Annotated in this window: 24 protein-coding genes; 8 read left to right on the top strand and 16 right to left on the bottom strand. The window is 39.5% G+C overall.

The genetic code is table 11. From position 1 onward, the window contains the following. Nucleotides 1-14: 14 nt before the first annotated feature. Nucleotides 15-386 (bottom strand): response regulator, encoded by a 372-nt coding sequence (locus AACZ73_RS08925; protein WP_339877207.1) that lies wholly within the window; start codon nucleotides 384-386, stop codon nucleotides 15-17. A gap of 1063 nt (nucleotides 387-1449) precedes the next feature. Here AACZ73_RS08925 and AACZ73_RS08920 point away from each other — a divergent pair. After that, nucleotides 1450-1905, top strand: coding sequence for a YciI family protein (locus AACZ73_RS08920; protein WP_339877206.1), 456 nt, complete (start codon nucleotides 1450-1452; stop codon nucleotides 1903-1905). Here AACZ73_RS08920 and AACZ73_RS08915 read toward each other — a convergent pair. Further along, nucleotides 1902-2816, bottom strand: a complete 915-nt coding sequence (locus AACZ73_RS08915) for a glutaminase (protein ID WP_339877205.1) — start codon at nucleotides 2814-2816, stop codon at nucleotides 1902-1904. The two genes, AACZ73_RS08920 and AACZ73_RS08915, sit on opposite strands and share 4 nt — an antisense overlap. A gap of 509 nt (nucleotides 2817-3325) precedes the next feature. Here AACZ73_RS08915 and typA point away from each other — a divergent pair. The 3 genes from typA to AACZ73_RS08900 all read left to right on the top strand — a co-directional run bounded on the left by typA (nucleotide 3326) and on the right by AACZ73_RS08900 (nucleotide 7274). Continuing rightward, on the top strand, nucleotides 3326-5131 hold the full coding sequence (gene typA, locus AACZ73_RS08910) for a translational GTPase TypA (RefSeq protein WP_339877204.1): 1806 nt from the start codon (nucleotides 3326-3328) through the stop codon (nucleotides 5129-5131). 137 nt (nucleotides 5132-5268) lie between these two features. Next, the gene (locus AACZ73_RS08905) at nucleotides 5269-6198 is read left to right on the top strand and encodes a hypothetical protein (protein WP_339877203.1); all 930 of its coding nucleotides are present in this window, start codon (nucleotides 5269-5271) and stop codon (nucleotides 6196-6198) included. Between the two features lie 176 nt (nucleotides 6199-6374). Further along, nucleotides 6375-7274 carry a hypothetical protein gene (locus tag AACZ73_RS08900; RefSeq protein ID WP_339877202.1) on the top strand — a complete coding sequence of 300 codons (900 nt, stop codon included), beginning with the start codon at nucleotides 6375-6377 and terminating at the stop codon, nucleotides 7272-7274. Between the two features lie 30 nt (nucleotides 7275-7304). Here AACZ73_RS08900 and AACZ73_RS08895 read toward each other — a convergent pair whose 3' ends face one another. Continuing rightward, complete coding sequence (locus AACZ73_RS08895; protein ID WP_339877201.1) at nucleotides 7305-8291, bottom strand: aldo/keto reductase; 987 nt, start codon at nucleotides 8289-8291, stop codon at nucleotides 7305-7307. Nucleotides 8292-8457: 166 nt separating this feature from the next. Between AACZ73_RS08895 and AACZ73_RS08890 the strand changes: the two genes are divergently transcribed. Together AACZ73_RS08890 and AACZ73_RS08885 are read left to right on the top strand one after the other, a co-directional pair. Next, the gene (locus tag AACZ73_RS08890) at nucleotides 8458-8850 is read left to right on the top strand and encodes a Dabb family protein (protein ID WP_339877200.1); all 393 of its coding nucleotides are present in this window, start codon (nucleotides 8458-8460) and stop codon (nucleotides 8848-8850) included. Nucleotides 8851-8904: 54 nt separating this feature from the next. Further along, a complete protein-coding gene (locus AACZ73_RS08885; protein WP_339877199.1) occupies nucleotides 8905-10224 on the top strand; it encodes a S41 family peptidase in 1320 nt (439 codons plus the stop codon). 26 nt (nucleotides 10225-10250) lie between these two features. On the opposite strand, the gene hisIE is transcribed toward AACZ73_RS08885, so the two are convergent. The 5 genes from hisIE to AACZ73_RS08860 all read right to left on the bottom strand — a co-directional run bounded on the left by hisIE (nucleotide 10251) and on the right by AACZ73_RS08860 (nucleotide 14157). Further along, nucleotides 10251-10853, bottom strand: coding sequence for a bifunctional phosphoribosyl-AMP cyclohydrolase/phosphoribosyl-ATP diphosphatase HisIE (hisIE, locus tag AACZ73_RS08880; protein WP_339877457.1), 603 nt, complete (start codon nucleotides 10851-10853; stop codon nucleotides 10251-10253). A gap of 172 nt (nucleotides 10854-11025) precedes the next feature. After that, nucleotides 11026-11781: an imidazole glycerol phosphate synthase subunit HisF gene (gene hisF / locus AACZ73_RS08875; RefSeq protein ID WP_339877198.1), complete on the bottom strand. Its 756-nt coding sequence runs from the start codon at nucleotides 11779-11781 to the stop codon at nucleotides 11026-11028. Between the two features lie 96 nt (nucleotides 11782-11877). After that, nucleotides 11878-12594, bottom strand: a complete 717-nt coding sequence (gene hisA / locus AACZ73_RS08870) for a 1-(5-phosphoribosyl)-5-[(5-phosphoribosylamino)methylideneamino]imidazole-4-carboxamide isomerase (protein WP_339877197.1) — start codon at nucleotides 12592-12594, stop codon at nucleotides 11878-11880. A gap of 117 nt (nucleotides 12595-12711) precedes the next feature. Next, the gene (hisH, locus tag AACZ73_RS08865) at nucleotides 12712-13308 is read right to left on the bottom strand and encodes an imidazole glycerol phosphate synthase subunit HisH (protein WP_339877456.1); all 597 of its coding nucleotides are present in this window, start codon (nucleotides 13306-13308) and stop codon (nucleotides 12712-12714) included. Nucleotides 13309-13377: 69 nt separating this feature from the next. Continuing rightward, on the bottom strand, nucleotides 13378-14157 hold the full coding sequence (locus tag AACZ73_RS08860; protein ID WP_339877196.1) for a phenylalanine 4-monooxygenase: 780 nt from the start codon (nucleotides 14155-14157) through the stop codon (nucleotides 13378-13380). A 452-nt stretch (nucleotides 14158-14609) separates the two neighbouring features. Between AACZ73_RS08860 and AACZ73_RS08855 the strand changes: the two genes are divergently transcribed. After that, entirely contained in the window at nucleotides 14610-15338 is a 729-nt protein-coding gene (locus AACZ73_RS08855; RefSeq protein ID WP_339877195.1) for a lysophospholipid acyltransferase family protein, read from the top strand. Here AACZ73_RS08855 and AACZ73_RS08850 read toward each other — a convergent pair. From AACZ73_RS08850 to AACZ73_RS08815, 8 genes are all read right to left on the bottom strand, one after another. Next, complete coding sequence (locus tag AACZ73_RS08850; RefSeq protein WP_339877194.1) at nucleotides 15325-15981, bottom strand: hypothetical protein; 657 nt, start codon at nucleotides 15979-15981, stop codon at nucleotides 15325-15327. The two genes, AACZ73_RS08855 and AACZ73_RS08850, sit on opposite strands and share 14 nt — an antisense overlap. A 182-nt stretch (nucleotides 15982-16163) precedes the next feature. Beyond that, the gene (locus AACZ73_RS08845; protein ID WP_339877193.1) at nucleotides 16164-17531 is read right to left on the bottom strand and encodes a pyridoxal-phosphate dependent enzyme; all 1368 of its coding nucleotides are present in this window, start codon (nucleotides 17529-17531) and stop codon (nucleotides 16164-16166) included. A gap of 161 nt (nucleotides 17532-17692) precedes the next feature. Then, entirely contained in the window at nucleotides 17693-19333 is a 1641-nt protein-coding gene (locus tag AACZ73_RS08840) for a putative ABC exporter domain-containing protein (RefSeq protein WP_339877192.1), read from the bottom strand. Beyond that, the gene (locus AACZ73_RS08835) at nucleotides 19326-20042 is read right to left on the bottom strand and encodes an ABC transporter ATP-binding protein (RefSeq protein WP_339877191.1); all 717 of its coding nucleotides are present in this window, start codon (nucleotides 20040-20042) and stop codon (nucleotides 19326-19328) included. Before AACZ73_RS08835 ends, AACZ73_RS08840 begins: the two co-directional genes overlap by 8 nt. Before the next feature lie 64 nt (nucleotides 20043-20106). Next, on the bottom strand, nucleotides 20107-21033 hold the full coding sequence (locus tag AACZ73_RS08830) for an aspartate carbamoyltransferase catalytic subunit (protein ID WP_339877190.1): 927 nt from the start codon (nucleotides 21031-21033) through the stop codon (nucleotides 20107-20109). Between the two features lie 2 nt (nucleotides 21034-21035). Beyond that, the gene (gene pyrR, locus AACZ73_RS08825) at nucleotides 21036-21584 is read right to left on the bottom strand and encodes a bifunctional pyr operon transcriptional regulator/uracil phosphoribosyltransferase PyrR (protein WP_339877189.1); all 549 of its coding nucleotides are present in this window, start codon (nucleotides 21582-21584) and stop codon (nucleotides 21036-21038) included. Between the two features lie 34 nt (nucleotides 21585-21618). Further along, complete coding sequence (locus AACZ73_RS08820; protein ID WP_339877188.1) at nucleotides 21619-23238, bottom strand: transcriptional regulator; 1620 nt, start codon at nucleotides 23236-23238, stop codon at nucleotides 21619-21621. After that, complete coding sequence (locus tag AACZ73_RS08815; protein ID WP_339877187.1) at nucleotides 23235-23633, bottom strand: EVE domain-containing protein; 399 nt, start codon at nucleotides 23631-23633, stop codon at nucleotides 23235-23237. The genes AACZ73_RS08820 and AACZ73_RS08815 overlap by 4 nt, the downstream gene beginning before the upstream one ends. 223 nt (nucleotides 23634-23856) lie before the next feature. Here AACZ73_RS08815 and AACZ73_RS08810 point away from each other — a divergent pair, with 223 nt between their 5' ends. Beyond that, the gene (locus AACZ73_RS08810) at nucleotides 23857-25569 is read left to right on the top strand and encodes a helix-hairpin-helix domain-containing protein (protein ID WP_339877186.1); all 1713 of its coding nucleotides are present in this window, start codon (nucleotides 23857-23859) and stop codon (nucleotides 25567-25569) included. The last annotated feature ends 59 nt before the right edge of the window (nucleotides 25570-25628 follow it).

Raw genomic sequence — 25628 nt, 5'->3', positions numbered from 1 at the left:
AGCTCTAAAATTCATCAAAGTCCCAGTATCGAATTTAAGTCTGATTCACTTAATGGTTTTTCAAAGATCTCACTAATTCTGACATCAGAATTAGCTCTGGCAATTTCCTCTCTCCGAACTGATCCGGATTGCAAAATCACTTTCGAATGTGGGCTTACTTTTTCTACTTCATCTACAAAATCCCATCCACTCATTTCAGGCAAATCCAAATCTATCAAAAGCAAATCCACAGATTCAGATTTCAGATAATTCAAGGCGTCACTTGGCGCATCGAAGTAGACAAATTCGATACGCGGATTTAATCTCAAAAGTCTTTTGCCAACCAATATTTTTTGAATCTTATCATCGTCCAATAAGAGGACTTTCCTGATTTGACTTGTGCTCATTTTTGTAATTTAGAAAGTATTAGCACTAGCCTTCTTTGGAAATTTTTTAACTGTTTTCTCCTGAAAAATCAAACAAAATCTCAAATAAAAGAAGGATAGAAATGATTGGGTGAGGTTGCAATTTACTACTTTTCATCCAATGTAACTTTACACTATCCAAAACAATAGCATGAAATTAATTTTCGACCATTTAAGTAACACCAACCGATTTTTAGTCTAATCTAATTTTTTTAGCCACCTCAAATTATGATAACCCTAAAGTAGTTTTATATTTCACTAAATCAAATACTTAACTGATTAAATATTAAGTAAAGCTTATTACTTCTAGAGCTATTACTGGTAATATTGGGTGAGCTTAGAAAAATAGCATTTTCACAGATACAATAGATTATTCTGCAAATAATAGGGGTGTTCGCCAGTACAAAACTGAGGTCGATTTTAGATATTTTATCAAAATCAATTTTCAATTAACTTTTTAATTGCCATAACCATGGATAATTTACAGTTGCAAATCCTACAATTTGAATTGAGCATATCCATACGATTCGGCCAACCTGTAGAAATAAAAAGTGCGATTTTATAATTTGAGTAGCTAAAGAAAATATGGTTATTCAATCCAGGGTTAATTTGGATTCATGACTTAAAAAGAAATTAGTTTTTCTTTTGGATCTGGGAGAATAAGATTTGATAATGCATTTTCAATCTTGCTCAAATTGTCCTGCAAAAGTCCCGATTTGGGAATCGAATATTGCACATATGTTTGAAATGTCTTTCTGATAAGGTACGTGCTTCCCTAACTGAAAATTGATTTTCTCCCATCAAATCATTACAAAAACCAAGAAATATTTATCTCAAAATCCAGACGAATTTGAAAGAAAAATTTTCGCAGTTCAAGCACGCAATTATCCTAATAAATCTGACAGATGAATCTCATAGAAATGATAAATTATTTCTAAAAATAATTGTGAATGGAAGGAAAATCTAAAATTTTAAAAGTCATAAATTGACCTGCAATCTCTGAATATTCATATCCCATTTTTAACAAAATTCCGGTACTTTCAATATGAAAAATATAGTTCTTTTACTCGTCACTTTGCTCTCCTTTACTTTCGTTTCCCAAGCCCAAAATGATGCATACGACTCCGCACTTGCTGGGGAAGTTGGTGCCGATGAATATGGAATGAAAAAATATGTAATTGCCTTTCTTTATAGAGGTGATAAAGTGCAGGAATACACGGAAGAGCAGAGAGCAGAAATTCAAGCAGGTCATATGGCGAATATCAATCGATTGGCAGAGGAAGGAAAACTTGTCATGGCAGGGCCTTTCTTCGGAAACGAAGAATTGAGGGGCCTATTCTTCTTTGCTGTCGAAAGCCTTGAAGAAGCTCAAAAACTTACTGCCTCTGATCCTGCTATCGAAGCGGGTGTACTGAAAATGGATCTGAAAGAATGGTATGGTTCAGCAGCCCTAATGCTAATGAGCGACCTTCACAGTAAAGTGGCAAAAGTTGAAATCTAGAATAAGGAAAAGGCTAGCTTATCTGTCAATAATTCCAAAGCTCTGATGGATTTGACTGAATTGCCTTTTTCATTTAGCTCAGGACTCCAAACAGCAATACTGAACTTATGGGGCATCACAGCAGCTACTCCACCACCTACCCCACTTTTCCCAGGCAATCCAACTTTGAATGCAAATTCTCCAGCTTCGTCATAAAAGCCGCAGGTCAGCATCAAGGCATTTATCCTTCGTGCACTGCTCTCAGATAAAATCTGTCGATCAGCAAAAATCGAAAATCCATCATTAGCTAAAAATGAGAAGGATTTAGCAAGATCCACGCAACTCATTTCCATTGCGCAATGGGAAAAATAGACTTCAAGCACTTCATCGATGGGATTATTGAAATTTTTGAAAGACTTGAGAAAATAAGCCAAAGCAGTATTTCGCTCACCATGATTCAACTCTGATTTTTTAACATCAGGATTAATTTTCACACAGGTTGCGCCTGCGAGTTCATTGATAAAGTTGGTGATCTGATCAATCGGTCGATCAAACTTGCTACACAAGGCATCAGTGATTACTAAAGCTCCGGCATTGATAAAGGGATTTCTGGGTATGCCCTTTTCATATTCCAGTTGTGCTATAGAGTTGAATGGATCTCCACTTGGCTCCACATTCACCCGGGACCAAAGTTTGGAATTGAATACATTGAAAACCATCGTCAACGTGTGAACTTTACTGATACTTTGGATAGAAAATGGTAACTGATGATCACCAACACCATAGACATTGCCTTTTAGGTCTACCAGAGCAATACCAAAATGATTGGGATTCACATTCCCAATCTCAGGTATGTAATTGGCAACTTTACCTCTTAAATTCTCCGCTTGTACCTCGTGATATACTTCTTCTATTAGATGTTGGTAGTCCATTCTGGAAAAGTCTGGAAAAATGGGAGAGAAAGAAAGAGTTTTGTGAGAAAAGCTGGAAGACGGGAGACCGAAGACAGAAGCCCACTTCGGTCTCCAGTCTTCAGTCTAGCTGGCCAAAGGGTTTTAGTGAAATTGCATTGTTTCAGATCTCAATAAAAGAAACAGCACATAAGATTATTATGTATGTAATATTTTTATAGAGTACTTTCAGTAACAGTTAAAAGAGTTCAGCTGGAATGAAAATCTCCCATTGCCAAGTCGACACTCTCAAAAAAAGGATTCCCTTAGATCGATATCCATACGACATCCTGGATCATGTGGCTTATAAGGTGGAAGTGTTTATTGAGGACAATGAACTATGTCATATATGAATCGTAATTGGATCGTACAATGGCATCCAAAACACTATTCAATTCACGGGATTTCAGACTTTTAACCTTAGATTTTATAATTCTATAACCTTACTCCAAAATATTATTCGTACTTTTGCGCCTTCAATCAGGCAAACCATGCAGAATATTCGGAATATCGCGATCATCGCACACGTTGACCACGGCAAAACTACACTCGTGGATAAAATCATCCATGCATCTAAGATCTTTAGAGAGAATCAACAGTTTGACGACTTAATTCTCGATAACAACGACTTAGAGCGTGAAAGAGGAATTACAATTCTTTCCAAAAACGTATCAGTTCGATACAGAGACACCAAAATCAACATTATCGACACACCTGGTCACGCCGATTTTGGCGGTGAAGTGGAACGTGTATTGAAAATGGCGGATGGCGTGATCCTTTTGGTGGATGCTTTCGAGGGCCCTATGCCTCAGACCCGATTTGTACTAGGTAAAGCGCTTGACCTTGGATTAACCCCAATAGTAGTCGTAAATAAAGTAGATAAGGAAAACTGCCGTCCTGACGAAGTTCAGGAATCAGTATTTGAATTAATGTTCAACTTGGACGCTACTGAAGAGCAACTGGAATTCCAGACGCTTTACGGTTCTGCTAAGCAAAACTGGATGGGTCCTGATTGGAAAAACCCAACCGATTCTATTATTCCTTTGTTGGATGCGATCGTGGACCATATTCCTGCTCCTAAAATCGATGAAGGTACACTTCAGATGCAAATCACTTCTCTGGATTACTCCAGCTTTGTGGGTCGTATCGCAATCGGGAGAATTAAAAGAGGAACGATCAAGATAAATCAGCAGATCGCCTTGATGAAATCTGATGGATCTGTGAAGAAAATGAAGGTGAAAGAACTTCATACCTTTGAAGGCTTGGGCAAAGCTAGCGTAGAAGAAGCCTTCGCAGGTGATATTTGTGCGGTAACTGGTATAGATGATTTCGAGATCGGTGATACTATTTCCGATGTTGATAATCAGGAAGCACTTCCAAGAATCTCTATTGATGAGCCTACGATGAATATGCTCTTCACAATCAACAACTCTCCATTCTTCGGTAAAGAAGGAAAATTCGTGACTTCCCGTCACTTGAGAGATCGCTTGATGAAAGAGACTGAGAAAAATTTGGCCCTACGAGTAGAGCCAACTGACTCTGAAGATAAATTCTTGGTATATGGTCGCGGTATCCTTCACTTGTCTGTTCTGATTGAAACGATGAGAAGAGAAGGCTACGAACTTCAGGTAGGTCAGCCTCAGGTGATCTTCAAAGAAATCGATGGTGTGAAATGTGAGCCTATCGAAACTTTGGTAGTAGATGTGCCTCAGGAGACAGCTGGTAAGGTGATTGAATTGGCTACTCAGCGTAAAGGTGAGTTGCTTATCATGGAGCCAAAAGGCGATCTTCAACACTTGGAATTTAATATTCCTTCAAGAGGTTTGATTGGCTTGAGAAACAACATGCTTACTGCTACTCAAGGTGAAGCAATCATGAACCATAGATTCACGTCATATGAGCCTTTCAAAGGAAATATGCCAGGTCGTACTAACGGTTCGTTGATATCAATGGAAGGTGGTCAGTGTACTGCTTATGCGATTGACAAACTTCAGGACAGAGGTACTTTCTTCGTAGATCCAGGAGACGAGCTTTACACAGGTCAGGTAATCGGAGAAAACTCCCGTGATAATGATATCGTGGTGAACGTACAGAAAGGTAAGAAATTGACCAACATGCGTGCTTCAGGATCTGATGATAACGTAAGAATCGTTCCTGCTAAGAAGTTTTCCCTGGAAGAGTCTATGGAATACATCCAAAAAGATGAGTACCTCGAAATCACACCTAAGTCTATCCGAATGAGAAAAATCTATTTGGATGAAGGCGAAAGAACTAGAATGGCGAAGAAAGACGCATAATAAGATTTTAGAATCTAGATTTAAATATAGAGATCCCTCAGACGAAAGTTTGAGGGATTTTTTTTTTTCAATAGTAACCTAAGCCCTAACTATTTACCTAATTCGCACGTCTCTAAACTAATCAATTGATTCGCTGCATGAAAAACATCTTATTACTCACTTTTACAGTATGTTACTTTAGCATTACTCTTTTTGCTCAGACCAAATCAGACAGGGTTTTTACCCAGGAGGGAGTAAAAGAAGTTAATGTAAAAGAAGTAACCGAACTGGTAATTAAATACACTTACCTTGACGAAGAGACATTGTATACGCTAAATAAAATGTTGGTTAGCAAGATCCAATTTGCTAGCGGAAGGGAAGAAGTTTTTCAGACTGCTCCAAAGTTTATAAATAAGCTAGAGGATTCCAAAGAGGTATATATCGCAACAAATCCTGATGAAGTAGTAGAGTTGGAAAATATAGGTGTACTCAATACTTACATAACTAACGTTGGGCCCCTGATTTCGATTAATCGATCTAGCAATAAGCAAATAGCCAAACTTAAACTGGAAGCAGCTATGCGAGGGGCAAATGTGGTCTTGATAGAAAATGTGCAACAAGGGATAAGAACTAACTACTCTGATAGCAATTATGTGGCGAATTCAACTTATACTAAAAACCTGGGATCCGCGTACAGCACCATTACTCAATATTATAATGGCATAGCCTATAGAACCAATCCTTTTGACATCTCAGAATTAAAAAATAAGATTGCTTTTGCAGAATATCATTTAATGACTGTGAAGAACTTAAATCAATGGAAAAACGAAGTTCAAACTTTTGAAGCATCCAAATACACAAAAGAAGGAAGGCCTGTATTTAACTATTTGAAAGATATTCCTGAAGAAGGTATTCAGCTTTTTGTGAGTGCAGAAGGAATTAGCGAGGAATTTGATAAACTTGAGGTTATAGATGCGGGAGAAGATTTTGTCGTTATAGCAGGAATAAACCCACAGAAAACTTCCAATTTTTACCTGTTTACAAAATCCTACATTCCTCCTTTAGTAAACATTAAAGTGGCAGACTAGGAAATTGAAACTCAGGCAAGTTTCTAGCATCAAAATAAGCGTAATCCTCAGCTAAATATCGAAGTTGTTCTTTTCAAATTTTATAAAAAAGTTTGTTTGTTCTTACCAAAAAACCTTTAATTTTAGTTTCAATAACTAAACTGACTGTTCAATATACAACATCTTAATTAGATACTATGAAATCTCCTTTATTGATTGCATTACTCGCATTTATAGGATTCTCAACATCAGGAATTGCACAGTCAAAAAATGATGTTCTTTTTTTCAAGGAAGGACCCAAAGAGGTACAGGTAAAGGAAATAGGTGAAAATTTAATTAAATACAGTTTTCCTCAAGAAAATGCTGTTTACTCTATCAGCAAACATGCTATCAATAAAATCATATTTGCTAGCGGAAGGGAAGAAGTGTTTCAAAGCCCTTTCAACCAAATAAAAGGATTGGAGGATGCAGATAAGGTTTACATTACCTACGTGCCTCAGGAAACTGAAGGTTTAACATCTAAGGGCGAGTTATTCAGTAAGGCCACGGGCGTTACTGTATTTTCAACAATGCATAATGTAAAAAATCGATCATTGGACAAAATGAAAGCGGAAGCCGCCATGTCCGGAGCCAATGTAATATTGATATCTGATGCTCAGTCCAGAGGCAATTATTATGGGAACGAAAATACCCCAAGCCAATCCACCCAAACGGTACTTTTTGGTCAGGCATTTACTTCTAATCCATTAAATATTACTGAAATCAAAGATAAGATTTCAGGAGCTCGTTATGCCTTATATCAAACTTTTTTACTAAACAGAAATGATTTCAGTCCGAAAATGGAAATGTCCTTAAAATATGATGAAAATAGACTTCCTATTACGAATGAAATCCAAAGCGTAGTTGAACGTGATGGTAAATTATATGTAAGCACACCTTCTATTCGATCAAAAAATAATGAGCTGGAAGTTATCAGCCTTCGCGACGGAATCTTAACTCTTAAGGAAACACATAAAAACACGGTATATAATTACATCCTTCAGACTGAAGAAAGTGAATTTATGAAATCCATTAGGCCAGTATTGGGTAAGAAGTAGGGTCGGCATTAGCAATAAGCCCTCTAATCTTTACCATAAATGATGGACCTCTTCTCGGATGTGTTCATTATAAATATCTCTCACCGCATCCATTTGATCTTTTGTGATCGGCGGGAGTTTTCCGGCATTTACATTAGCTTCTAGCTGGGATGATTTGGATGCCCCTGGAATTACCACACTCACTTGATCATACATCAAGATCCAACGTAAAGCTATTGCCGCCAAAGCTCCATCTCCATTGAAGACCTCTCTCAACTTCTCTACAGCAGGAAATGCTTTATCCAAAGGAACTCCAGAAAAAGTCTCTCCTTTATCGAAAGCTTTTCCTTCACGGTTGAAGTGCCTATGATCATCTTTGGAAAAAGTAGTTTCTGGAGTAATCTTGCCAGTAAGGAGTCCGCTGGCTAGGGGAACACGAACAATCAATCCAATTTCTTTGGAGGCAGCCAAAGGAAATAGTTCATCTGCTGGTTTTTGCCTGAACATATTGAAAATAACCTGCACAGTAGAAACGATATCGTATTCCATAGCAAGTTTAGCTTCCTCTACTTTCTCTACGCTCACACCCATTGCAGCAATTTTGCCTTCGGCTCGCAATTTTTCAAAGAGTGTAAATACCTCATCTCGATTATAAACAGAAGTGGGTGGGCAGTGCAACTGAATCAAGTCCAAACGATTTAGCCCTGTATTACTTAGACTATCTTCTACATGTCTCCGCAGCTTTTCTGTGGAGTACGTTTCGTCTATGTGAGGTTGAATTCTTCTGCCACATTTAGTAGCGACATAGATTTTTTCAGATCGCTGTCTCACTACTTCACCCACCGCTGACTCACTTAATCCAGCATCATAAACATCTGCAGTATCTACAAAATTGATTCCTTGGTCAAAAGCGGTGTGAAGTATTTCTTCAGCAATTTTGGGATTAAATGGGCTTCCCCATCCGCCTCCTACTTGCCATGTTCCTAAACCTATTTCAGAAATTTTCCATCCGGTTTTTCCCAAAGTTCTGTAATTCATGATGCTGCCGATTTTTAAAAAAGAGATATTAAGGGTTTAAATTAAGGCTAAAAACTGCCCGATTATCTAAAAGTAATTTAAATTTTTATCTTTAGAATCACGGTTAAAACGGATATTTATCCGTTAAAAAAACCCTTCGCATTCAACAAACCTAAAACCAATGTAAATGAAAACAAGAAGACAATTTATAAAAACCATCAGCGTGGCAAGTGCTACAGCTGTCTTACCTCTAACCTCAATCGCTAAAGAAATGGCAAAACAAAAAATGATTCATCAAGTTTATTTTTGGCTACACGACACCGCTAATACTCAAGAATTTCTAACTGAAGCTGTGCCTATGCTGGGTAGATGCAAAACCGTTGGTAAATTCATAGCAGGCACGCCTGCAGCGACTGAAGATAGAGATGTGGTAGATCACAGCTTTCAAGTAGCCTGTACAGCCTTCTTTGATAGCTTAGAAGATCAGCTTATCTATCAGTCAGATCCTACTCACCTGGAATTTATTGATAAATATTCCCATATGTGGAAAAAAGTCCAGGTGTACGACATAGCTATATAAAAGAAATCTAAAAGCACCTTTCACACGTATTTGACAGCAGATAATCCCATTTATATGAATATTTCAAAGTGGATGCTCAGTTCGCTGGTTTTGCTAATCTGGTCTTGCGATCCGAAAGAAGAAGTAATTCCAAACCCTCAGTCGGATGCAGTGAAAGGTGCCATAGTAGAATCTATGCAAGAATGGTATTATTGGAATGATGAGCTTCCAAATACTACAACAACTTCCTCTTACAGCACGAATGAGGAATTGCTAGACGCAATCATTTATAAACCTTTGGATAGATTTTCTTACCTCACGACTCAGGATGCATTTAATAATGCATTTGTTGGCAAAAATGCCGGTCATGGGTTTGGTTTTGCCTTCGATGCTAACGAGAGATTATATGTCACTTTCGTATTTTATGAATCTCCAGCAGGACTCGATGGATGGCAGCGAGGATGGGAAATCACTGAAATTAATGGGAAGGCAATCTCAGAATATAAAACCAGCTCAGGAGGATACGATTTCCAACTTGGCACTTCAGATCCCGGCATAACGAATTCTTTCACATTTAGATTACCTGACGGTAGTACTACTACTAGAGTTAATGTAAAAGCCGAATACCAATCTAACTCTGTCTTGCATCAGGAAGTCATTGACCTCTCTGGAAAAAAGGTGGGTTATTGGGTATATCAGAGTTTCAAAGCTACAGCTGGTCAGTCTCCTACTAAAAGTCTGGAAGTGGATCAAACTATGAAATTCTTTGAAGATGCTGGAATCGATGAATTGATCATTGACTTGAGATATAACGGTGGTGGATCAGTAGCAGTAGCCGAGCAAATCAACAATTACTTTATTCAATCTACCAATACCGAAAAATTGATGTACACAAATCAATTAAATTCATTAAAAACTGACCTTCAAAAAAGTGTAAACTTTAAAAAGATCGGAGGTTTAAATCTTGATAGATTGTTTTTCATTACCTCAAGAGGCACTGCTTCAGCGTCTGAATTAATCATCAATTCCTTATCCCCCTATGTTGACATTACACTGATAGGTGACAATACATACGGAAAACCTGTAGGATCATTTCCTCTTTCCAGCTACAATAAAACGCTCAGAGATAATAATGTTGAGCTAGTACCCATCACTTTTGCCACTGCCAATGCAGAAGGGAATACTGAATATTTCGAAGGTTTTCCCACTGATTTCGCCGTAGGTGATTCCCCTCAGTTCAATTGGGGAGACCCAAATGACCTTCGACTGGCAGCAGCCCTAAATCTGATCGAAAATGGCTCGGTAACCGGAAGACTTACAAATACCTTCTATAGACCAAAATGGGAAATGATCGATCAGTTTAAAGGATTACAGCAGGAGTTCCCAGCATATTAATAGAAGATTCGCTATAAATATTTAGTCTATTCTTTCTTCTTATGCCGATCTATTAGCACATCCATCACTTCATCCAGTTCATACCCCTTAGCTTCCAGCAAAACTAAGTAATGATATAGCAGATCTGCTGCCTCCCCCATAAATAGCTCCTTATTGTCATCCTTGGCTTCGATCACAATCTCTACAGCTTCCTCACCTACCTTTTGAGCTACTTTATTGATGCCTTTGGCAAAAAGAGAAGCAGTATAAGATTTATCAGTTGGATTGTTTTTGCGATCCTTAATAATCGTCCTCAATTGATCTATAAATCCGGTTTTGGAGGAATTTACCTCGTCAAAGCAAGTATCAGCCCCAGTATGACAAACCGGGCCTATTGGATTGGCTTTTAACAAAATTGAATCGCCATCACAATCAACCGCAATGCTTACCAACTCCATAAAATTACCGGAAGTCTCTCCTTTAGTCCAAAGACGGTTTTTGCTACGGCTAAAAAATGTAACCTGATTAGTTTCCTTGGTTTTTGCTAAAGCCGCTTCATTCATATAACCTTGCATTAGCACTTTGCCAGATATCGCGTCTTGCACTATCGCCGGCACCAAACCATCCATTTTTTTAAAATCTATGTTCATATTTCTAACCTTTGAGGTTTTCAAAACCTCGAAGGTTTTGTTTATTAATTTGTGGTACTTACTAGACTTCCATCCCGATACCTATACGGGATGCTCAGTCTGACATAAGCTCCATTTCTTACTTTATCAGATCTAGAATCTATCGTCTTGATACTTATGTCTTATGTCTCTTTTACTTCCTTATACTGATTTCAGAATCGGATAAATAACTCTTCAACTCAGGAATCCCAATTTCCTTGAAGTGAAAAATGCTTGCTGCCAAAGCTGCATCTGCTTTGCCAAAGGTAAACACATCTTTGAAATGTCCCATTGTGCCGGCACCGCCTGAAGCAATCACCGGAATGGAAAGCGCGGATGAAATCTCCGCCAAAAGCTCATTAGAAAATCCTGCTTTCGTCCCGTCGTGATCCATGGAAGTTAGCAAAATCTCTCCTGCCCCACGATCACAAACTTCCTGAGCCCATTCCTGAGTTTTTAGCAAAGTTGCCTTTCTTCCCCCATGTGTATGCACAAAGTCGATTCCATCCACATTTCTAGTATCGATGGCAACGACTATGCATTGAGAACCGAATTCAGCTGCCATTTCATTGATGATCTGTGGATTTTTCACCGCCGAAGAATTGATGGAAATCTTATCTGCTCCAGCATTAAGCAATACTTTTACATCCTCTACGGTTGATATTCCTCCGCCCACTGTAAAAGGTATATTGATTGCTTTAGCAACTTTAGTAACGAGTTCTGCTAGGGTTTTACGCTTATCCACGGTAGCTGTGATATCCAAAAACACCAGTTCGTCAGCCCCTTCGTCAGAGTAGATCTTTGCCAACTCCACCGGATCACCCGCATCACGAAGCTCCACAAAGTTCACTCCTTTAACCGTTCGGCCTTCTTTGATATCTAGGCAAGGGATTATTCGTTTTGTAAGCATTTTGAATTGGAAAATTTTAAAATTGAAAGATTGGAAAATTAGGTTGTAATGTGGTAAAGTTGGAAAGTTTGAGATTTCTAATTTTAGCTTTCTGAATTAAACGAAAGCTGCCAATTCCTCCAGCGTCACTCTCCCCTCATAATAAGCCTTCCCTACTATCGTCCCATAGACACCAATTTTCTCCAGTTCTTCCAGATCTTTAACTGAAGAAACACCGCCACTTGCGATCAACTTTACGCTAGGAATTTCTTCCAAAATCTCTTTGTATAAATCCGTAGATGGACCTTGAAGCAAGCCATCTTTTGCAACATCAGTACAAATCACATAGCTAATTCCTTTAGCGACATAGTCTTTTATAAATGGAATCAACTCCACAGAAGTAGTTTCTTCCCAACCTCCTACAGCGATTTTTCTATTTTTTGCATCAGCACCCAGAATGATTTTTTCAGTACCATAGTTTGTGATCCAGCCTCCAAAGAGCGCTGCATTCTTTACAGCAATGCTTCCTCCGGTCACTTGCTTGGCTCCTAGGCTAAATGCTTTCTCGATTTCCTCATCCGCTTGAATCCCTCCTCCAAAATCAACTTGTAGGCTTGTTCCTGAGCTGATTCTCTGCAAAACATCTGCATTTACAATCTTTTTAGCCTTGGCTCCATCCAAATCAACCAGATGTAATCGTTGAATTCCGGCACCTTCAAAGCGCTTGGCCATTTCCAATGGATCGTCGTGGTATTCTTTTTTGCTGCTGTAATCGCCCTGACTAAGTCGGACGCACTTGCCTCCGATGAGGTCGATTGCTGGAATTATTTGCATTTGAATTGAAAGATTGGAAAATTCTAAAATTGAAAGATTAAAATATTAGAAGGGCTTCAACTTCGCTCAGCCTGACTCATGCAATTGTCACACTGAGCGAAGTCGAAGTGTTTATTTTTAAATAGAAAGGAAATTGCTTAACAATTTCTCTCCTACTAAACCGCTTTTCTCAGGATGCGCTTGAATAGCATAATAATTATCCCGATGGAGCATCGCGGAAAAATCATGAATATAATGCGTCTGAGCTATAGTCAAATCGCTCAACTCAGCATAAAAGCTGTGCACATAATATACAAATGGCTCAGCAGGCAGGTCTTTCAAGAGCGGAATATCCGCAAGATTCTCCAATTCATTCCAGCCCACATGTGGCACTTTGAATTCCTGAGAATTCTCTGGCACAAAGCGCTTCACTTTCACTGGAAAAACTCCCAAACACTCCGTATCATTTTCCTCAGAATGCTCGCAAAGCAATTGCAAGCCCAGACAAACACCTAAAAAAGGCTGTGGCAGGTCTTTGATCAAGGTGTCAAGTTTTCGCTCCTTCAAGTACCGCATTGCTGTACTGGCTTCACCTTGACCAGGGAAAATCACTTTATCCGCGGCTCGGATTACTTCTGGATCATCCGTCAATTCAGCGTTTGCACCTAGCCTTTCCAAAGCATAGAGCACCGACTGCACATTGCCGGAATTATATTTAATGACTGCTATTTTCATGTATTGTCGGGTGTTAGGTGACCGATGTCCGGTGTAAACATCCAGCATCGGACATCCGTCATCCCACATTTATTTCATTTTTAACATCTCCTCAAGCACCTCTTCTATTTCAGGAAGAGACTCATAAAGCTGCTCATAACTCTCTATCACAAAGTACTTATCCTGAAAGTGATCTTTCCAGTATTCCTGATTCAAAATTCTCCTCACATCATATTCCAGATGGGCAGGTTCATTTGAAAGGCTGAATTTAGTCTCTCCTGCCGAACTTAGGATCCCCGCACCATATATTTTTAACTCACCATCCTCACGAATCAACCCAAACTCTATGGTAAACCAATAAATCCTGCTTAGCAGTTGTATCGCCCAAGGGTTGTCTATATGCTTTAAAGCAATCCCAGACAAGTTCTCCAGAAAATCAACATAAGGCTGATTAGTCAGCAAGGGCATGTGAGCAAAAGCATCATGAAACATATCTGGCTCTTCCAGATAATCAAGCTGCTCCATCGTGCGAAGCCATGTCGAGGAAGGAAACCTTCTGTTATTCAGCAAGCCAAAGAACAGATCATCATCGATCAGTCCAGGGACAACCTGCACTTCCCAACCTGTACTTTTAGCCAAAACCTGGTTCAACTCAGCAAAATTTGCGATTCTATCAGCAGAAAACTTCACCATCTCCACCCCTTCCAGATAAGCTTTGGAAGCAGCCTTTGGTAGATTCGGCATCTGTCGCTCGAAGAGGATTTTCCAAACTTTGAAGTCCTCCTCTGTGTAAGAATCATACTCCTGTCTAAGCTTTTGGAGTCGGGGATCACTGAAGACCCAGTTTTTTTGTTTTGTGTTTGCGTTCATGGTATTTGGGTATATTCTGTAGTTACTTATTCGGTTATCCTGCTTTTCAGTTGTCTTGCTTCTCCAGAAGCTGGACTTTCTTCAACTATCAAAATGTTGCTTCTGGAGAGGCCGCAAAACGGCGATCTGATAACAAAAAAGGCCCATTCCACTAGGAATAGGCCTCTATATTTTTTTACCAAAAATCCATAGTCATCCTATTCCTTCATTGAAGATGGTAGTAAGAATGATGTACGAAAGTTCTTGGTGTCGGATTCACGTGAATTTTTTCATTTGAAATGCTTCTTTGCATTTCGTACTGCTAAGATAGGCAATGTATTATCAAAAGCAATTTCCTTAAAATCTATCTATATTTTACGAAGATTCAAAAAAACAGAGCCCCCGAACGCTCGGAGGCTCCTGCAAGCAAAGAGTGAAGATTATATTATACCCAAAATTACCAATTCTGACGAATGATAAAAGTCATCCAAGTAATATTTACTATTTACTCTATCATACTCTTTTTCACGCTACTCCTGATTCTAGGGCTTTTTATCGTAATCCCCTTAAGCATCAGTCCAGCAGGCGGGAAAATATCTTTTTTGTTTATTCGGATCTGGGCAAGAGTATGGTCTTTTTTATCTGGAATTCGATATGAATTCCATGATCGTGATCTCATCGACCGAACTCAATCCTACATCTATATCTTTAACCACCGCTCTTTTCTAGATGCAGCTATAATTCCGCTAGCCATTCCTCAGCAGGTAAGAGCTCTAGGAAAGAAAGAATTATCCAAAATCCCATTTTTTGGCTGGGTGGTAGGCAAAGTCGCTATCTGGGTAGACAGAACAGATTCGGAATCAAGAAGACAAAGTATAGATCAGTTGGTGGTTTTTCTAAATCAGGGGATCTCGGCTGTGGTAGCTCCTGAAGGAACCCGAAATGCCAGTAATGCACCTTTACTACCTTTCAAATCCGGGGCATTTCGTCTATCGGTAGAAACAGGTATTCCTATTCTACCTATTGCAGTTATCGGAGCAAATAAGGTGATGAAAAAGGGATCGCTGTTGATACGACCAGGTAAAGTCAAGATTTACTTTTCTAAACCTATTCAGCCCAGTTCGGCCTCTGAAAATGCTGTAAATGAACTATCGGAAAAATGCCGCTCCAGACTAGAAGCGATGCTTCTTACACATGAATAATGTTATCCTTCGGCTCTTCGTCAATGGCATCAATAGTCAACTCTTCAAAGAGAATATAAACTGCCAAATAGCTCATTGGAATAGTGACAAAAATCCCAACGATGAAAAAGAGTAACCCTGCAATATTGAGTGCCAGAAGTACCAGTAGAAACAGTAAGAATTTGAGCCAATTTGTTTGAATTAGTCTACGACTAAGCTCCATAGAAGTCCAGAAATCAAAGCCTCCAAAAATCACAAACAAGAGGCAGAATAAATAGCCTACTAGCAGGTAAACCCCGGGTATTATTAGGAGCAATATACCTCCCACGATTAAAATAGAGCTGATCAAATTAGTTATAACCAGATTCCACCAATACTTAAAACCATCAAAAAAATTCTGAAAATCAAGGTATTCTTTTTGGCTTTGGCGGTTAGCCACCAAGTAAAAGCCACTGACCAATGGTGGTGCTAAGAAGATACTGTATAGAAAGGTATAGTCTTTTAAATAAAGCGTAAATCCCGCTTGAATAGCACCTACCAAAACCATAAAGCCAATATGGAATAAAGCACGGGATTTGAACATCTCCCATGCTTTTTCGATGATATCTCCAATATTAAAATCTACTCCCGAATCAATGATTCGCTGAATTTTATCTTGATTCATATTTAATGTATAATACCGGCAAAGATGCTAATCACCCTCTTTTTTTTATTTAGCAGACGGAAAACAGAAGACGGGAGACAGAAGTGGCCTCAATGCTATAGGATAATCTTCTTCGGTCTTCGGTCTCCGGGCTTACTAAGCCAAGAAAATCATGGTTATTGGCAGCAGAGAGATAAATAATATTACTTAGTAAAAGCTTCTAATATATCATGCTTAGTGATGATGTGAATCTGATTTTGCACATCACGAACGAGCACCGCTTTTTCTTTTTCCACCATAGATGAAAGTACATCCAACGTGCTATCCAGCGCCACAAAATGCATGGAATCCTCCATCACATCGGCGACATTCGCATCTTTCAAAGATGGATTATCAATGATTCTAGCAAGCAATTTATTATCGGTCAAACTACCTACCACTTCACCATCTTCCATTACCGGAATTTGAGATACGCTGGTTTTATTCATTAATCCGATGGCATCTTTCACTGAGTCAGTTTTCAAGGAAGAAACCAGAGTATAAGCGCCATTTCGCTGCGCTATGATATCTCTAGCGGTGGAGAAGGTTTTATCTTCCAAGAAACCGTGATTTCTCATCCACTCGTCATTGTAAACTTTACCCAAATATCGAGTCCCATGATCCGGCAAAATAATCACCATCTGATCACCTTCTTTCAGATTATCTTTTGCCCACTCCAATGCGCCGTGCACAGCAGATCCACATGACCAACCTACAAATAAGCCTTCTTCTCTAGCCAATCTACGAGTCATCACGGCGGAATCTTTATCAGTCACTTTGATGAAGTGATCAATCATATCGAAGTTCACATTCTTGGGAAGTATATCTTCGCCGATTCCTTCCGTCAGGTATGGATACACTTCTTTTTCGTCGAAAATGCCCGTCTCTTTATATTTTTTGAAAACCGAACCATAGGTATCAATCCCAACTGTCACCACATTTGGATTTTGCTCTTTTAGATATTGCGCAGTTCCGCACATAGAGCCACCAGTACCGACACCAGCTGCATAATGCGTGATTTTACCATCCGTATCATTCCAGATCTCCGGACCAGTTGTCTCATAGTGAGCGGCAGTGTTAGATAAGTTATCGTATTGATTTGGGTAAAAGGAATTCGGGATATCCTGGTTCAATTTCCTCGCAATGGAATAATAGGAACGAGGATCTTCAGGTGACACGTTTGTAGGACAAACGATCACTTCTGCTCCCACGGCTTTAAGAATATCTATCTTCTCCTTAGACTGCTTATCAGCCATGGTGAAAATACATTTGTAGCCTTTGGCAACTGCTGCCAGAGCTAAGCCCATTCCGGTATTTCCAGAAGTCCCTTCTATGATCGTTCCTCCAGGTTTTAGCAAACCTGCCTTTTCGGCATCCTCCACCATTTTGATCGCCATACGATCTTTCATGGAGTTTCCTGGATTAAAGTATTCCACTTTCACCAAAACCTCCCCTTTGATATGCTTGGCCAGTTTATTCAGTCTGATCATCGGAGTATTTCCGATGGTATCGATAATTGAGTTGTAGATCATAGTCGGTTACATTTGGTCATATTTGGTAATCAAAAATAAAGGAATTTTCCGGGGGATGCGATTACAGGAAAGTTAAAACAGAATAAAATTCTGCATTATCGAACCAAATATGACCTAGGAACTCAATATGCTGCGACTGAAAACTGAACAGTGAGACTTGTTTACACTTCTTTAAATTCCAATCGCTTCAGTACATCTAGCGTCACGTGCATCAGAATAGCCGCCACGAAAAACATTCCAAATGTGCCTCCAAACAATGCCCAAACGAATTGTTTTGACATAATAAAAGCCACCACGCTAAACGCAAATGCCGGAACAAAGCCGAACAGCACAATCCCACCAATCATAAAAGGCTTGATCAATTTCCTGTCCCAACCTTCATCCAAGGCTATTTGAGGGATAATGTTGATGCCGAATCCCACCAAGTAAATCTCTATTGTAGCAAATAGGAAGAGTGGGATAATATAAAAGTTTAACCCTGCAATCAAGACTGAAGGAATAATCAGTGCTAGACAAAACAAAGTAATCTGGAGAATATCCAGCTTAATCATATTCCAGAACTTTGAAGTCCAAGAAGCTGGAATCAATATGAAAAATGGTTTTTTCAGGTCTCCGACATTTGCCCTGCCTATTCCTCCAAAAAAATATAAAAATAGCATAATAAGCAGATAACCATACAAGAAGTAATGAGAGAACCATTGGAATAAAGAAAGGACTGAGAGAACAATTCCTATTCCTACCATAATCAAAGAATACAGCCCAAAAAGAGGGTGAAAATCCTGTCTTGAGCTGTGCACATAATTTCTCCAGTAAAATGCTTTGGCACCAGTCCCAAAATCTGGAAGCGCCAACTTCTTTTTGGTATTTAAGCTATATGAACTCTCTCCGACCTGCTTTTTGCCTTTTACTTTTTCAAGTTTTTCTTCATTTGACTTGGTAGCTTCCAGCACATCTTCGTAATAGTACCCCGAAAAGCGGATGACCAATTTTAGAATCACAAAATACGAAACCGCGTACAGCAGGATAAAACCGATGGAAATTATCGCATTCCCGTGAATAAGATAGCTGCCGATTCCCCTGCTCCAACCGACAATTGGGAAGAAATCAAACCAAGGCGAACTAACCCAAGAAAACATACCTTGCCAGAATTTCCCAGACATCAATCCGGGAATAATAATCATTCCGGCAAGCAAAACCGCTAACACAATTATCCCCGTTCGGATGTATTCCATTACATCGTACTTGGAGTTCAGCGTGTAAACCAGGAATTTTATTGGAGAGACAATAAAAAAGAAAAGGGCGAAAGCCAAAATCAGAAATATGAAATTGGGAATTGTCGTATCAAAAGTATCTATTGCTTGGCTGGCTCCATACGCGACAAAAATGATCGCTCCTCCCAAAGAAGGTAAAATCGATCTTGCCATGTAGTAAATCAAAATATTTTCAGGCTTAACAGGCGCAGTAAAAAGCAGGTTTACATCAGCCATTTTGAAGAAGCTGACATTTTTTTTTGTAGCGCTATACAACTGGTAAATGAGAACAACCAAAGCGAGAATCGTTACTCCGCCGATTACATTTTGCATTGCAAAATTTACCTCTGGAATACCATTTACATCCAACGCTGGCATTTCAGGTGTAGGTGTATCATTTCCTCGACTCTTGAGACGTAGGTAATACATGAAAAATATATAACCTGCGATGCCTGCATAAGGCAGCAGACGGAGCGGATTTCTAATAATTAGCTTAATATTATTGATCAGAATGAGAATATCCTTTCTGAGCAGGAGTCGGATTTCATTCATCTTTGGTCATTTCTAAAAAGAGATCCTCTAAAGTAGTTCCTTCACCTTGCAGAGATTGAATCTTCAAGTTTGCCACAGTATCATTACCGACGATATTTCCATCTTTCAAAATCATCACTCGATCAGCGATAGATTCAACGCTATCGATTAAGTGAGTACTAACCAAAATGGTTTTTCCCGCCTCCTTTAATTCTCTGAAAACTTTCTTGGTGTTTTTGATCGCTTTTGGATCCAAACCGATCATTGGCTCATCAAAGAAGAGTACTTGTGGATCTGGAAGCAGTGCGCAGCAAATCGATACCTTTTGGCGCATTCCTTTAGACAGGTCTCGTCCGAGCTTATCTTTTTTATCAGCTAATTCAAATAGCTCTAAATATTCATCGGCTTTCGCTCTCCACTCTTTCACTCCATAAGCTTGAGCAATGAACTGCATATGCTCCTGCACGGTAAGCAAATCATACACATAGGGAGTCTCTGGAATGTAACTGAAAAGACGCTTTGCCTCAACGCTCAAATGATCGAATCCGCCTAGCGTAATTTCCCCGGATGTTTTGCGAAGCAGGCCAACAATACATTTCATGGTGGTACTTTTCCCCGCGCCATTCGGGCCTAACAGGCCAACTACCTCTCCACCTTGTAGTTCAAAGGAAATATCATTGACAGCATTTTGCTTGCCATAAGTCTTTACAAGATTGGTAACACTCAGCATAAAAGTAAATTTGAGATTTTATTGTGAATGAATTTGAAATCCCAAATTTGAAATTTCAAATTGATTATCCTTTTGCTCCTGCCAGCAAATAAAGAACAGCCATTCGTACAGCCACTCCATTTTGCACCTGCTCAAGGATAATTGAATGTTCCGAATCTGCCACATCCGAACTCAGTTCAACTCCGCGATTGATCGGCCCTGGATGCATTATCACAATCTCTTTATCGAGCTGGCTTAAAAGCTTTTTATTGATACCGTAATAAAGCGAGTATTCCCGCAAACTTGGAAAATATTTGATTTGCTGCCTCTCAAGCTGAATTCTGAGCACATTGGCAACATCGCACCACTGCAATGCTTTCTTCACATCAAGCTCCACTTTTACCCCAAGACTGGCAATATATTTTGGAAGCAAGGTAATCGGTCCGCAAACCATCACTTCCGCACCCAATTTTTGAAGACAAAAAATATTGGAAAGCGCAACTCTGGAGTGCAGGATGTCTCCGATTATGGCGACTTTTTTTCCAGCTACATCTCCTAGTTTTTCTTTGATCGAGAAGGAATCCAGTAAAGCCTGAGTTGGATGCTCATGCGTTCCGTCTCCGGCATTTACAATGTTGGCTTTTACATTTCGGGAAAGAAAATGTGGGGCTCCCGGACTGGAATGTCGCATCACCACCATATCCACTTTCATCGAAAGAATGTTGTTTACTGTATCTACCAAAGTTTCTCCTTTTTTCACGGAGCTATTTGCAGAAGAAAAATTCACTACGTCTGCAGAAAGCCTTTTCTCAGCTAGCTCAAATGAGAGTCTAGTCCGTGTGGAATTTTCGAAAAAAACGTTGGCAATTGTAATATCACGGAGAGAAGGCACTTTTTTGATCGGGCGATTGATCACCTCTTTGAAATTTGTCGCCGTGTCAAGAATAAGTTGGATATCATCCTCTGTGAGGTTCTTAATTCCAAGTAGGTGTTTCGTACTAAGTTGCGACATCGTTAGTGATTAACTTTCTCTATGATCCAAATTGCATCTTTTTCACTCCCCTTTTCAGCCCATTCTACCAGTACATATTGGCTTTCAAGTGTATGGACTCTCACGCCATAGTAATCCGGCATGATAGGGTAATCCCGGGTAAGCTTGCGGTCTATCAGTACCATGAGCTCGACTTTCTGTGGTCTTCCAAAAGCGATCATGGCATCCATGGCAGCACGAACTGATCGTCCTTTATAGAGCACGTCATCAACCAAGATTACTTTCTTGCCTTCGACCAGGAAGTTGATTTTAGTTTCGTTGGCTTTGAGGGGAAAATCTCTTCTGCGAAAATCATCTCTGTGAAAAGTAGCATCAAGATACCCTGAAGGAACCTTCACTCCTGAAATTTCCTCAAGAAGCTTTACGATTTTGTCCAACAATATCGGCCCTCTCGGCTGCAAGCCCAGAAGCACGGTATTATCAAAATCGTTGTGATTTTCGATCAGTTGATGACAGAATCGTCTGAGTATGATCTCAATCTGTCCTTGGTCTAAGACTAGCCGTTTTTGCATGGGGTAGATTTGCGGGTAAATATAAAAATAAAATCTAGTCCGGGAGTTCTTCGGGCTGATACAAATCCCCATCCACGACTATTTTGGTTAGAAAATACACTTCCCTAATTTCGTCTCCTCCCTTATTGCTTAAAAACCTTACCCGCTGTGTACCAGATAGTAAATAATATCTATCATACCAGTGGATCAATCGCAAGCTTTCCTCATTAGTGTCCCTGATACGCTCATCTTCTTTTATTAGGCCTAATTCAAATTCCTGATTTTCAAAGATTTTCTCACCGTTTCTAAAAAAACTCAGTTTGATAGTCTGATTCTCTACAAACATGTGATAAAAATCCTCTCCAACCACAGCTACTTCTCCAAATGCTTCCGGATAGGTAGTCACCAGCTCATCATACGTGGAAGCATTATCCCAAATTACTTGGCCTGTCTTTGCTATTTTAGCAAAGTGAGCAGAAATATAGCGGTACTCCGAAATCGTCTGATAACTGCTTGACATTGGAAAACGATTTGCTAAATAAGGGTCATTAATGATGGTGGTCCCCATCCTGCTCCATCGATCGTACCGGTAGCCACTTCCTGGAGAGTAGCCATTTTGATATCCTGAACGGCTATTGGAAACCGTATACTGATCAAAATAAACATAGTAAGAGTCACTTGTCTGTCGAACATCACGAATTGAATATAGACTATTTATGGCCGGTATTTTTTCTCTTTCTATCTCTTTCTGAATTTCAGCATCGCGTTTTCCTTTTGCTTTTTCATTGAGGTAATTATAAAAATTGGGAAAATCCTCCAGGGTATAAAGCTTAAAGTCAAACTCTCCAAACTCATTAATATCCATTATGTACATGCCTTGATAGGAGTTTCTCCGCTCCATGCCGAATGCACCAATCATTGCTTCCTGATAATTATTTGTTGTCAATAGAATTCCGTCCAGAATCTCCTGTCCGGGATCAGCAAACTGGTCAACTTTTACTTCCTGAATGACATTTCCAATCATATCATAGGTATTGATGAATAAGTCACGATTCCTGTATAATCCTTTACGACTCAGCACGACTTCCAAGGAACGTGTTTCAGGCTTTTTCCTGATTTGTAGAATTTGAGTGTCGTTTCCATAAATACCCTGTAGTGTATGTACACTCTTGGTCACCATATCATGAATCTGCAAAACAGGTCGGTTATCTGATGTCCCCATGAAAATGGCTTTTTGATCTTGGACAAGAAACTCCACAAGCTCCATATCCAGCACATTGTCCACTGTAAATTCCAAACCTTGCTTTGTGTCCAAATTCACCTGCAGCAAATACTTCGCTGAGTTGATAGCGAAGCCTTTTGTGAAAAGTATATATAACTGGTTTCTTTCTGTGTCATAACCCAGCATATCAAAACCTTCCTTGACAGGAAATTCAATTATGCCATCTGGGGATCTCAGAGAAGAATCCGAGACGAAATATTGAAAAACTCTCCTCAAGTTAAGTCCTTTCTCAGGGATGGTGCGAAAAGAGACTAGCCCAGCTTCTGAGTCAATCATTTCGAATAAGGGGTCATTCAACTCAGAAGCTACTTCAAAGCGCTCAATAAATTTCAACTGAGCAAAACCTTGCTGAAAAAGAATGAAAAGAAAGAAGAATAATAAAGGCTTTTTCATGAGCCCATTTGGAGAAGTAAGTCAAACTCATCTTTACTCACTGGCGATACGGACAAACGCGATTGCTTTAACATAGGTAACTCTGATAGTCTATCTTCCGCCTTCATTGCTGACAAGGAAATCATATTTTTAAGGGATTTCTTAACCTTCAACTTGACAGAAGTCCAAGCCTCATCCGTAGGATCAGGAAACTGCTCCTGACTGACTTCAGCGATGCCTACGATTGCCTTTTCTTTACCGCTATGGTAAAAAAACACCAAGTCTCCGAGATGCATTTCACGGAGAAAATTACGAGCTTGATAATTTCTTACCCCATCCCAAACATCTTCTTTTTTTGCCACGAAATCATCCCAGGAATACGATTCCGGCTCTGACTTGACCATCCAGTACTTCATATTTATTCAGGTTTATAGTTAAAAAGTCAATGACAGTTTTAGCGAAAATAAAATCTTCCTGTTTAAAGGAAAAGCTTCAGAGACTAAATCCTTCAAGAGAAAGTGGTTTGCGGGTCAATCTCTCAGGAAAATCAATTTTCAATTTTAAGTTAAGCTATAGCCCACTAAATTGAAACTTTATTTCAAGACATTTGTCTCAACATCATAATAGAACCCAGAAATTTTGGATCACAAGACTCTTCTTAAAAAAATAAAGCTCAGCATTCAACTGATGGAGCTCCATGACGAAAATCCTTTTAAAATCCGTAGCTATCAAAGTGCCTTGATATCCTTGGAGCGTGGAGACCAAGATATCATGGAGCTGGAGAATGCAGAACTAGCGAAAATTCAGGGTGTGGGAAAAAGCATGGTAGATGCTATCCAACAGCTAAAAGTGACCGATACATTTCCTTTTCTGGAGGAGCTATTGGCAAAAACTCCAGAGGGAATTCTAGAAGTACTTCAAATTAAAGGATTAGGACCGAAGAAAATCAAGATACTTTGGAATGAACTAGGAATAACCTCCACTCACGAATTGATGGAAGCTTGTCAATCGGGAAAAGTGGCCAAAATCAAAGGTTTCGGAGAGAAAACCCAGAATACAATAATTGCCAATCTAGAATTTACAGCATCCAATTCCGGTAAGTGGCTATATGCGGATATTGAGGAAATGGTGGCTCAGCTGGAAGAGACCTTCCATGTTCTGGCTCCAAGTTCCATGTTAGCAATAGTTGGGGATTTTACGAGGAAGATGGAAATCATTACCGAAGCTGAATTTCTTATAGCTTCTGATGAGCTAGCCTCGGTCAAATCCAAAATCAAGGGAATGGAGTCGATTGAATGGATTTTGCTGGAATCTGGACCAAGAACCTTACGTGGAAAACTAAAGGATATTGATCTTCGAGTGAGTATTCACTTTTGTTCTCCAGAGGATTTTCTCTGGAAAAAACTCTCACTTGTTGCAGCACCACTTCACTTGGAAAATTTGGTAGACGACAAAGAAAGTATGGCGAGAAAGCTTCAGAAAAAGAACTATGTCACTGAAGAAGAATTCTTTTCCATAAATAATCTCCAATTTATCCCTGCGGAAATGAGGGAAGGATATGGGGAAATAGAACTGGCAAAAGAAAATAAAATTCCTGAGCTACTCACGGAAAAAGACCTCAAAGGAATTCTTCACAATCACTCCACTTATAGTGACGGAAAGCACAGCCTGAGACAAATGGCTGAGTATTGTAGGGAACTAGGGTATGAATACTTAGGGATATCAGATCACAGCAAAACTGCTTTTTATGCTGGGGGACTGACGGAAGATCAAATTCTAAAACAACACCAGGAAATAGATCAGCTGAATATAGAAATGGCTCCTTTCCGGATTTTCAAAGGAATAGAGAGCGACATTCTTTCTGATGGAAAACTGGATTATTCTGATGAAATACTGGCAAGTTTTGACTTTATCGTCGCATCTGTACATTCTATCCTAAACATGGATGTAAACCGAGCGACAAATAGACTAATAACGGCGATTGAAAATCCTTACACCACCATTTTAGGTCATCCGACTGGCAGACTTCTACTTCGCCGGCAGGGTTACCCTATCGATCATAAAGCGATCATTGACGCCTGCGCATCGAATAATGTCGTAATAGAAATCAATGCTAACCCTTGGAGACTTGATTTGGACTGGAGATGGGTGAGTTATGCGTTGGAGCAGGGAGTGATGCTTTCTATCAATCCGGATGCACATGCAATGGAAGGTTATTCGGACATGAAATATGGTGTACTCGTTGGAAGAAAAGGCGGGCTAAATAAACCTATGACGCTCAATGCGATGAACGCAGATGAAATAGGAAACTACTTTGGTGCCAAATTGGAGAAAATAACTGTCAAAAAGTGAAAGCACGGCTTGAGGAAAGAAGTCATTTAACTTGCACCCAAATTTTAGATTTAGAAACA

The organism is uncultured Algoriphagus sp. (assembly GCF_963974835.1).
Lineage (GTDB): Bacteria > Bacteroidota > Bacteroidia > Cytophagales > Cyclobacteriaceae > Algoriphagus.
The sequence above is the reverse complement of the archived record's forward strand: the minus strand, read 5'-3'. Positions and strand labels throughout refer to the sequence as shown.

Bases quoted from the DNA above. Each gene is read 5' to 3' on its own strand.
- hisIE (WP_339877457.1), bottom strand. From the start codon at position 10,853: ATGAACATAGATTTTAAAAAAATGGATGGTTTGGTGCCGGCGATAGTG.
- AACZ73_RS08890 (WP_339877200.1), top strand. From the start codon at position 8,458: ATGAAAACAAGAAGACAATTTATAAAAACCATCAGCGTGGCAAGTGCT.
- AACZ73_RS08855 (WP_339877195.1), top strand. From the start codon at position 14,610: ATGATAAAAGTCATCCAAGTAATATTTACTATTTACTCTATCATACTC.
- AACZ73_RS08840 (WP_339877192.1), bottom strand. From the start codon at position 19,333: ATGAATGAAATCCGACTCCTGCTCAGAAAGGATATTCTCATTCTGATC.
- hisH (WP_339877456.1), bottom strand. From the start codon at position 13,308: ATGAAAATAGCAGTCATTAAATATAATTCCGGCAATGTGCAGTCGGTG.
- AACZ73_RS08895 (WP_339877201.1), bottom strand. From the start codon at position 8,291: ATGAATTACAGAACTTTGGGAAAAACCGGATGGAAAATTTCTGAAATA.
- AACZ73_RS08815 (WP_339877187.1), bottom strand. From the start codon at position 23,633: ATGAAGTACTGGATGGTCAAGTCAGAGCCGGAATCGTATTCCTGGGAT.
- AACZ73_RS08915 (WP_339877205.1), bottom strand. From the start codon at position 2,816: ATGGACTACCAACATCTAATAGAAGAAGTATATCACGAGGTACAAGCG.
- hisF (WP_339877198.1), bottom strand. From the start codon at position 11,781: ATGCTTACAAAACGAATAATCCCTTGCCTAGATATCAAAGAAGGCCGA.
- pyrR (WP_339877189.1), bottom strand. From the start codon at position 21,584: ATGCAAAAACGGCTAGTCTTAGACCAAGGACAGATTGAGATCATACTC.
- AACZ73_RS08885 (WP_339877199.1), top strand. From the start codon at position 8,905: ATGAATATTTCAAAGTGGATGCTCAGTTCGCTGGTTTTGCTAATCTGG.
- AACZ73_RS08835 (WP_339877191.1), bottom strand. From the start codon at position 20,042: ATGCTGAGTGTTACCAATCTTGTAAAGACTTATGGCAAGCAAAATGCT.
- hisA (WP_339877197.1), bottom strand. From the start codon at position 12,594: ATGCAAATAATTCCAGCAATCGACCTCATCGGAGGCAAGTGCGTCCGA.
- AACZ73_RS08920 (WP_339877206.1), top strand. From the start codon at position 1,450: ATGAAAAATATAGTTCTTTTACTCGTCACTTTGCTCTCCTTTACTTTC.
- AACZ73_RS08860 (WP_339877196.1), bottom strand. From the start codon at position 14,157: ATGAACGCAAACACAAAACAAAAAAACTGGGTCTTCAGTGATCCCCGA.
- AACZ73_RS08925 (WP_339877207.1), bottom strand. From the start codon at position 386: ATGAGCACAAGTCAAATCAGGAAAGTCCTCTTATTGGACGATGATAAG.
- AACZ73_RS08845 (WP_339877193.1), bottom strand. From the start codon at position 17,531: ATGATCTACAACTCAATTATCGATACCATCGGAAATACTCCGATGATC.
- AACZ73_RS08820 (WP_339877188.1), bottom strand. From the start codon at position 23,238: ATGAAAAAGCCTTTATTATTCTTCTTTCTTTTCATTCTTTTTCAGCAA.
- typA (WP_339877204.1), top strand. From the start codon at position 3,326: ATGCAGAATATTCGGAATATCGCGATCATCGCACACGTTGACCACGGC.
- AACZ73_RS08900 (WP_339877202.1), top strand. From the start codon at position 6,375: ATGAAATCTCCTTTATTGATTGCATTACTCGCATTTATAGGATTCTCA.
- AACZ73_RS08905 (WP_339877203.1), top strand. From the start codon at position 5,269: ATGAAAAACATCTTATTACTCACTTTTACAGTATGTTACTTTAGCATT.
- AACZ73_RS08830 (WP_339877190.1), bottom strand. From the start codon at position 21,033: ATGTCGCAACTTAGTACGAAACACCTACTTGGAATTAAGAACCTCACA.
- AACZ73_RS08850 (WP_339877194.1), bottom strand. From the start codon at position 15,981: ATGAATCAAGATAAAATTCAGCGAATCATTGATTCGGGAGTAGATTTT.